This window comes from Azospirillum sp. B506 (assembly GCF_000333595.1).
In the GTDB taxonomy this organism is placed as follows: Bacteria; Pseudomonadota; Alphaproteobacteria; order Azospirillales; family Azospirillaceae; genus Azospirillum.
The window spans coordinates 1-7,933 of sequence record NZ_BADK01000372.1 but is presented as its reverse complement, the minus strand read 5'-3'; the positions used below and the strand labels follow the sequence as shown (position 1 = coordinate 7,933).

The following is a 7,933-nucleotide window of genomic DNA, read 5'->3' as shown; positions in this document are numbered from 1 at the left end:
TCACCGCATTGTGGCGCCGGGCCCGAGGTCACCAGCACGCAGCCGACCTTGCCGGTCGAGCGCGCATAGCCCTCCGCCGCATGAACCGCGGCCTGCTCATGGCGTACAAGGACATGCTTCAGGTCGTTCTGCTGGAACAGCGCGTCGTAGATGGGAAGTACGGCGCCGCCGGGATAGCCGAAGATGATGTCAACGCCCTGATCCTTCAGGGCTTTGATGACGATCTGGGCGCCGGTCAGCTTCTGTTCGGACATCGCTCACGACCTTCTCATGTGGGCGCCTCCTCTAGGGCGCCCGGTTCCTTGGGAACACCAACCCCGCCGGAAGGGGATGCCGTTCATAACAACGGCTTAGACCCGATGGCGTGTGCTGGGAGCGGCAAATTAGTCAATTCCTCCGTCATAGGTCAACCCTATTCGCGAATGTTTGCAAAGTTTTTTTGCCGCAGTTTTTCCAATTGTTGCGCAGCCATTGGAGGTGCGGACCTCTTCCGACAATGGCCGCTGCAAGCGGAAACGGCGGCCGCACCGAAGCGCGGCCGCCGTTCCGACGAAGGCGACGAAGAAGGGAAGAGCCGTCAGGCGGCGGTCTTCAGCAGCCCGCACAGCCGGCGGATACCCTCGCGGATCTGGGCCGGCTTGGTGACGGAGAAGGCCAGACGCAACGTGTTCTTCCCCGAGCGGTCGGCGTGGAAGGCCGAACCCGGGACGAAAGCGACGTTGGCTTCCTTGATGGCACGGGCCAGCAGTTCGGTGCCGTCGACGCCTTCCGGCGCCTCGATCCAGACGAACAGGCCACCTTCCGGCTTGGTCCAGGTCACGCCCGGCGGGGCATATTCGTCGAGCGCCGCCAGCATGGCGTCGCGGCGCTCCTTGTACTGGGTGCGCAGCAGCTTGATGTGGCTGTCGAAGATCTGCGAGACGACATCGTGCATGACGATCTGGTTGATCGTGCTGGCATGCAGGTCGGCCGCCTGCTTCATCAGCACCAGCCGGTTCACCACCTCCGGCGCGGCGTTGACCCAGCCGACGCGCATCGCCGGCACCATCGTCTTGGAGAAGGTGCCGCCGAAGATGACGTTGGTCAGCTTGCCGCCGTTGCGCTCGCAATCCAACGCCGCCAGCAGCGGCAGGTGGTCGCCGTCATAGCGCAGCTCGCAATAGGCGGTGTCCTCGATGACCGGCACGCCGGCCGCCTCGCAGGCGTCCAGGATGGCGTGGCGGCGGGCCAGCGTCACCGTGGTGCCGTTGGGGTTCTGGAAGTCGGGGACGAGGTAGAAGAACTTCGGCTTCTGGGCCAGCGCCTCGGTCAGCGCCGTCATCTCCGGCCCTTCCTCGTCCATCGGAATCGAGAGGTAGGTCGGCTCATAGGGCGAGAAGGCCTGCAGCGCGCCGAGATAGGTCGGGCGGGTCACGACGATCTTGTCGCCGGGGCCGATCAGCAGCTTGCCGACGAACTCCAGCACCTGCTGCGAGCCGTTGGTGATGAGAACGCCGTCCAAGCCGATGTTGACGCCCTTGCGGCCCATGTAATCGCAGATCCATTCCCGCAGCGGCGTATAGCCCTCGGTGATGGAGTATTGCAGGGCGGCACCGGCGCCGGAATTGGACTGGAAGATCTTCTCATAGGCACGCGCGATGGCCGCGTTCGGGAACAGGTCCGGGTCGGGAATGCCGCCGGCGAAGGAGATGATCTCCGGACGGTCGATCAGCTTCAGCAGTTCCCGGATTTCGGACGCCGTCATGCCGCCCACGCGGCCCGCGAACACATGACCCCAATCAACCGACACGGTGCTTCTCCTTCGGATCAGTAATTTAGTATCGTTCTCAGGCGGTCGAGCATTGCATTTCGTACCGCAGGCGAACAAGGCAGATCGATGGTATGGCAGCTATGCTGTCCTGTATGACTTACCAGCATATCGGGCGATTTGCCAACAATCTGATGTCGGAACCATGTGACCTGCCGTTTGGCATAGCGGCGGGTCGATTGCTGGGCCAGGGCAATGGCCTCGTCGAGCGGGAGCCCGTCCTGCAGGACACGGCGCAGTTCCGGCACGCCCAACGCCTTCAGCACCGGCAGATCGGCGGCGAGAGCCTGTTCGCGGGCCAGAACGTCCAATCGCCGCACCTCCTCCAGCGCCCCCTGCTCCATCATCAGGTGGAAGCGCCTGTCGCATTGGGCATAGAGGTCGGACCGCGGCGGGTCGAGCAGCAGGATGGTGAAGCGCAGATCCTCCGGCGCGCCCTGGGCGGTCTGGCTCTGCCAGTGCGACAGCGGCTGGCCGGTGGCCTCCAACACTTCCCAGGCGCGGGTCAGACGGGTGGTATCGCCGGGGTTCAGCCTGGCCGACGCCGGATCGCGGGCGACCAGGTCGGCACGGAACGCCTCGCCGCCAATGGCCGCGAGACGGGCATGGGCAGAGGCGCGCACCTCGTCGGGGATGGGCGGCACCTCGCTCAATCCCTGCATCAGGGCGCGCAGGTAGAGGCCGGTGCCACCGACCACCACGGGCAGCAGGTTCTCCACCCTTGAGGCGGCGATCTCAGCCAGCGCCATCTCACGCCAGCGCGCCGCCGACCCACGCTCCGACGCCGGCAGCACGCCATAGAGGCGGTGCGGCGCCCGCGCCAGATCCTCGGCCGGCGGCCGGGCGGTCAGCACATCGAGGTCGGCATAGAGCTGCATGCTGTCGGCGTTGATGACGGTGCCGCTGAACGCTTCGGCGACGGCAAGCGCCAGCCCCGACTTGCCCGACGCGGTCGGGCCGCCGATGACAACGACGTCGGTGATGGGTGTTGGCGCCATGCGGATCGTTTCCCTGTCCTTCGCCCCCTTTCCATGGCGTCCCGGCGTCCGCATTGCAACAGGCAACCGCGTGCCGACACCGAAGCTTCGTTGGACCCGGCCCCGCGCCTGTGGTAGGCAGCGCGCAAAGTCCCTCTTTTCCTCGGGATACCCGCCGATGAACGCCGTCGCCACCCTGATCGCCCCCCGCACCGCCACGCTCGACGAGGCCGCCGTACAGACCGCCAGGGCGGCGCTGGTCGGACTGGGCGCCGATGCCGGAGCGCCGGACTGGCTGGCACCGGGCACCGCCTGCGACCTGCCCTTCGGCAACCTGGCGCCCGAACAGGCGGAGGCGGCGATCCGCCATGCCCTGACGACGAATGGGACCGGCGCGGTGCTGGACATCATCGCCCAGCCGACAGCGACGCGGCGCAAGCGGCTGCTGGTCGCCGACATGGAATCGACGATCATCGAACAGGAGATGCTGGACGAGTTGGGCGATTATGTCGGGCTGAAGGACCACATCGCCGCCATCACCGCCCGCGCGATGAACGGCGAGATCGACTTCAAGGAGGCGGTGCGCGAACGGGTCGCCCTGCTGAAGGGCCTGAAGGAGACGGTGATCGACGAGGTGTGGCAGCGCGCCACCCTGATGCCGGGCGCCGCCCAGCTGATCGCCACCATGCGCGCCAACGGCGCCGTCTGCGTCCTGGTGTCGGGTGGCTTCCGCTGCTTCACCGGCCGGGTGCGCAGCTGGATCGGCTTCGACGACGACCGCGGCAACGAGCTGGAGGTCGTCGATGGCGTGATGACCGGCAAGGTGATCGAGCCGATTCTGGACAAGGACAGCAAGCTGCAGGCACTGATGGCCTACGCCGGCGAGCATCGCGTCCCGGTGGCGGAGACCATGGCCGTCGGCGACGGCGCCAACGATCTGCCGATGCTGCTGGCCGCCGGGCTGGGCGTCGCCTTCCATGCCAAGGCCGTGGTGGCGGCGGAGGCCCGCGCCCGCGTCGATCATGGCGACCTGACCGCCCTGCTCTATGCCCAGGGCTATCGGGCGGCGGAATTCGTGGGGTAAGGGAGCACCCCTCTCCCCTCACGCCCATACCCCGCGCACATAGGGCGTCAGCTGCGTGTCCATCAGGATGATATGGCGGACCAGCCAGTCGGCGGTGAATTTGTAGAGCTTTTCGGCATTCTCGTGGGTCGGTTCGTTGGCGAAGCGGTTGGACAGCTCGCTGACCATCCTGACCGCCCCGCGATGCATGGCGACATGCTCCTCGAATTTCGGATAATGCACGATCTGCATGATCCGCTCTTCGCGGGCGAAATGCTCCTTGGTGTATTCCAGCAGCTTGACGAGGATCTTGGCGACGCGGGCCGGCTGGAACCGCTCCGCGGCCAACGCGGCGTCCAACTCATTCAGATAGTCGATCAGGTGCTTGTGATCGTCGTCGATGGAAGGCTGGCCGACGCTCAACTGCCGTCGCCATGTGATGGCGCCCATGACCCTGCCGCCTCCCCCCTTATCGGCACCCTGTTGGCCAGGATTATGGCTGGTGTCACCGGTGCGCCAAAACGGCCGGCGGCGTCACACGGCAATATGACGCACCCACAGGCAGCAGACCGGAACGAAACAGGGCGGATGCGTCACCGCACCCGCCCCATTCACAACCGACGATCAGCTGGCCTCAACCGACCCTGTGCATCAGCCGACGATCGAATAGCCGCAATCGACGTAGGTGGTGTTGCCGGTGATCCCCTTGGCGCCATCGGTGGCGAGGAAGGCGGTGGTGTAACCGACCTCTTCGATGGTCACCAGACGGCCTTCGGGCGCGCGCTCGGCAGCCTTGTCCATCAGCTCGTCGAAATGGGCGATGCCTGAGGCGGCGCGGGTCTTGATCGGGCCGGGGGAGATGGCATGGACGCGGATGCCCTTCGGGCCGAGTTCAGCCGCCAGATAACGCACGCTGGCCTCCAGCGCAGCCTTGACCGGACCCATGACGCCGTAATTGTCGATGACGCGGTTGGCACCGAAATAGGACATGGTGAACAGCGATCCGCCGTCCTTCATCAGCGGCTCGGCATAGCGCGCCATGCGGATGAAGGAATGGCAGGAGATATCCATCGCCTGCTGGAAGCCCTCGCGGGAGCAGTCGACGACACGGCCGTGCAGGTCATCCTTGGGAGCGAAGGCGATGCTGTGCAGCGCGAAGTCGAGCTTGCCCCACTTCTCGCCGATCTTGTCGAAGATGGCCTTCAACTCGCCCTCGCCGGTGACGTCCACCGGCTCGAAGATCTCGGCCTCCAGCTGCTGGGCCAGCGGCTCGACGAAGCGCTTGGCCTTCTCGTTCAGATAACTGACCGCAAGGTCGGCACCCAGCGCGCGGAAGGCGCGGGCACAGCCCCAGGCGATCGACTGGTCGTTGGCGATGCCAAGGACGAGCCCCTTCTTGCCTTCAAGCGTGGCGGCGGCGGGAATGATCGTGGTCATGGCGGACTGTCCTGCGGTCGAGGTGACGGGAGGAGCGGCCGCATCCATCGCGGCCTTTCGCCGTGCAGCGGCACATAGCGCTCCTTGTGCAGTGCACCATAGACCAATCCTCGACGACCTGCAACGTGCAACGGGTGCAATGCGCGCATGATTTCCAATCATCATGCAGCATTGCCCCATGATCAGTTAGTAAAACTCAAAGTCCTTCCAATCCTATCTTTCATTGATCTATATCAAGGACGGCCCGCCAGCGTAGGAGTGGCGGGCCGTTTCTTGATGACGCTTCTGTTATGGAGTCACGCCTGCCAGCTGGCCGCCCATTTAGCGGGCAATGCCGGGCGAGAAAGAGGGCGGGTCGCTTGCCGGGAAGGATTCCTGCGACGCCTCGTCGACGATCTCCTCCTCACAGGTCTCCTTGTAGATGTCGCCGGGATGGCGGGAATAGGGGTCGATCCCATGGTCGACATCCTGTGCAGGAATGGCCGCCCGGTCGTTGTCCGACCAGTCGGCCAGCATCGCCTTGCCGGGGCAATAACCGGTCAGGCCGCGCGCCACCAGGGCGCCGCCGGCCAGCGCCATGGCGGCACCGGTCCAGTTGGGCCGGCGCAGGCCCAGCACCGCCAGCACCACCCCGCCGGCCAGAGAGGCCAGCCGTTCGTTATGGCCGACATTGATGCCATGGCCGCCGCCGTGGCCCCCATCGGACCAATGGATGTGGTCGGTCAGGCTCCGCAGATTACGCTGGGCCGTGTCGGTGATCGAAGAGAGTTCCATGTCGGTCCTCCTGAATGCGGCTTCCGGTCGGGGATCGCCCGCCATCGGATCGTTATCGCGTCACTGTTGGGAAACCGGCGGCTGGGGGGTGCCGTTCCCGCGCGGTGTCTGCGACGCGGACTCCGGCGCTCCCGGCAAAGCACCGCCCTGCCCCGTTCCGGCACCGGACAGCCCTTCGCCGGGGGCACCGCTGGAGCCGGCGGCGCCGCGCGCCTGCTGCAGTTCGCTGTTCAGCCGCGCCACCTCCTGCGACAGGCGCTGCACCTCCTGGCGCAGCGGAGCGGCCGAAGCGTCTCCGTTTCCTCCAGCCGTGCCGGCGATGGCGGCCAGCGTCGCCGAATCGCGCATCCAGTAAGGCGCCACGCCATAATAGGTATGGACCGCCATCGCCCACTGGCGGTCGTTCATGTTCGGGCGGTTCTTGTCGTCGAAACGTGGAGCGTTGGTCAGCTTGTCCTTCGGCACGTTCAGGACATAACCGCCGCCGGACGGGGTGAACAGCGCCCAGGGAACCGCGAAGTCGGCGTCGCCGATACCGAGGAAGCCGCCCAGTTCGACAACCGCATAGGCGACGCGCCCGGTGCCGGGATCGATGATCAGTTCGGAGATGCTGCCGAGATCCTTGCCGTCCGGGCTGTGCAGCTTGGCATTCTCAAGATCGTCGGCGGCAATCGCCCGCGGATGGGCGATGGAGTCCTGCAACGCCGTCGCCTCGCCCAGGACGGCTTGGCAGGCGGGGGTGTTGCCCTTCTGTGCGGCGGATTGCGCCGCCTGCTGCAGGGCGCGGAGTTGCGCGGTCTCCTGCGGGGTCACCGGAGCGGCGGAGCCGGGGCCGGCAGCCTCAAGAGCCGCCGCCTGCTGTCCCAGCCGGTCGAGCCCGGCTGCGCAGTCGTCGGCCGCCAGCGCGGGCGCGGCGATGGACAGGGTTCCCAGCGCGGCCAGCAGCAGGGCCGTTGCAGGGGTCGGGCGCGTCATCAGGGCATCCTCCGGCTTGAATCGTCTCATGCTGCATGAACAGCATGGTCAAGCCGGAGGTTCCCGAACGGTCGTGGTGGTCGTCAGCCCGGAAGCGGCAATCCGCCACGCTGGACGATGAAGGACTGGATGGCATCCAGCCCCTCGCCCGCCTTGACGTTGGCGAAGACGAAGGGACGGTCGCCGCGCATCTTTCGGGCGTCGCGGTCCATCACCTCCAGGCTGGCGCCGACCATCGGAGCAAGATCGGTCTTGTTGATGACCAGCAGGTCCGAACGGGTGATGCCCGGCCCACCCTTGCGAGGGATCTTGTCGCCGGCCGACACGTCGATGACGTAGATGGTGATGTCGGCCAGCTCCGGCGAGAAGGTCGCCGCGAGGTTGTCGCCACCCGATTCAATGAAGATCAGGTCGAGGTTGGGGAACTTCGCGTTCATCTGATCGACGGCGGCGAGGTTGATCGAGGCATCCTCACGGATCGCGGTGTGCGGGCAGCCGCCGGTCTCGACCCCCATGATCCGTTCCGGCTTCAGGGCGCCGGAACGGGTGAGGAACTCCGCATCCTCCTTGGTGTAGATGTCGTTGGTGATCGCCGCGACCTCCCAATCGTCGCGCATGCGCTTGCACAGCGCGTCGGTCAGCGCGGTCTTGCCGGATCCGACGGGGCCGCCGATGCCGACGCGAAGCGGACCGGCGTGGCTCTTTTCGATAGCGGGGAGAGCGCTCATGAGCGGAACAGCCTCGTATATTGGGTTTCGTGGATCATCGAGGTCCAGTCGACGGCCATCGCCCGGCCGCCGAAATCGTCGAGCGGGGGCCGCAGCGCCGCCTCCGCCGCCCGTTGTGTGATGGGGTCAAGGGCGGCAAGCGCCCGCTGCCCGTCGGTCTGGCCCAGCGGGA

Annotated in this window: 9 protein-coding genes; 1 reads left to right on the top strand and 8 read right to left on the bottom strand. The window is 66.2% G+C overall.

Annotated features, from left to right (window positions below; genetic code table 11):
• The 3 genes from I71_RS11550 to miaA all read right to left on the bottom strand — a co-directional run.
• On the bottom strand, nucleotides 1-254 hold a 254-nt coding region (locus I71_RS11550; protein WP_042695004.1), incomplete at its 3' end, for a thiamine pyrophosphate-binding protein.
• 323 nt (nucleotides 255-577) lie between these two features.
• Nucleotides 578-1,789: a PLP-dependent aminotransferase family protein gene (locus I71_RS11545; RefSeq protein ID WP_083897107.1), complete on the bottom strand. Its 1,212-nt coding sequence runs from the start codon at nucleotides 1,787-1,789 to the stop codon at nucleotides 578-580.
• 17 nt (nucleotides 1,790-1,806) lie between these two features.
• Nucleotides 1,807-2,805 (bottom strand): tRNA (adenosine(37)-N6)-dimethylallyltransferase MiaA, encoded by a 999-nt coding sequence (gene miaA / locus I71_RS11540; protein ID WP_042695003.1) that lies wholly within the window; start codon nucleotides 2,803-2,805, stop codon nucleotides 1,807-1,809.
• Between the two features lie 157 nt (nucleotides 2,806-2,962).
• Here miaA and serB point away from each other — a divergent pair, with 157 nt between their 5' ends.
• The gene (gene serB / locus I71_RS11535) at nucleotides 2,963-3,868 is read left to right on the top strand and encodes a phosphoserine phosphatase SerB (RefSeq protein WP_042695002.1); all 906 of its coding nucleotides are present in this window, start codon (nucleotides 2,963-2,965) and stop codon (nucleotides 3,866-3,868) included.
• Between the two features lie 18 nt (nucleotides 3,869-3,886).
• Here serB and I71_RS11530 read toward each other — a convergent pair whose 3' ends face one another.
• The 5 genes from I71_RS11530 to ureG form a co-directional block, all read right to left on the bottom strand.
• Nucleotides 3,887-4,297 (bottom strand): bacteriohemerythrin, encoded by a 411-nt coding sequence (locus I71_RS11530; protein ID WP_042695001.1) that lies wholly within the window; start codon nucleotides 4,295-4,297, stop codon nucleotides 3,887-3,889.
• Nucleotides 4,298-4,498: 201 nt separating this feature from the next.
• Nucleotides 4,499-5,284, bottom strand: a complete 786-nt coding sequence (gene fabI, locus I71_RS11525; RefSeq protein ID WP_042695006.1) for an enoyl-ACP reductase FabI — start codon at nucleotides 5,282-5,284, stop codon at nucleotides 4,499-4,501.
• A 321-nt stretch (nucleotides 5,285-5,605) separates the two neighbouring features.
• A complete protein-coding gene (locus I71_RS34945) occupies nucleotides 5,606-6,058 on the bottom strand; it encodes a DUF2892 domain-containing protein (RefSeq protein WP_083897106.1) in 453 nt (150 codons plus the stop codon).
• Nucleotides 6,059-6,118: 60 nt separating this feature from the next.
• Entirely contained in the window at nucleotides 6,119-7,033 is a 915-nt protein-coding gene (locus I71_RS11515) for a PRC-barrel domain-containing protein (protein ID WP_042695000.1), read from the bottom strand.
• An 83-nt stretch (nucleotides 7,034-7,116) separates the two neighbouring features.
• Nucleotides 7,117-7,761 carry an urease accessory protein UreG gene (ureG, locus tag I71_RS11510; protein WP_042694999.1) on the bottom strand — a complete coding sequence of 215 codons (645 nt, stop codon included), beginning with the start codon at nucleotides 7,759-7,761 and terminating at the stop codon, nucleotides 7,117-7,119.
• Between the last annotated feature and the right edge of the window lie 172 nt (nucleotides 7,762-7,933).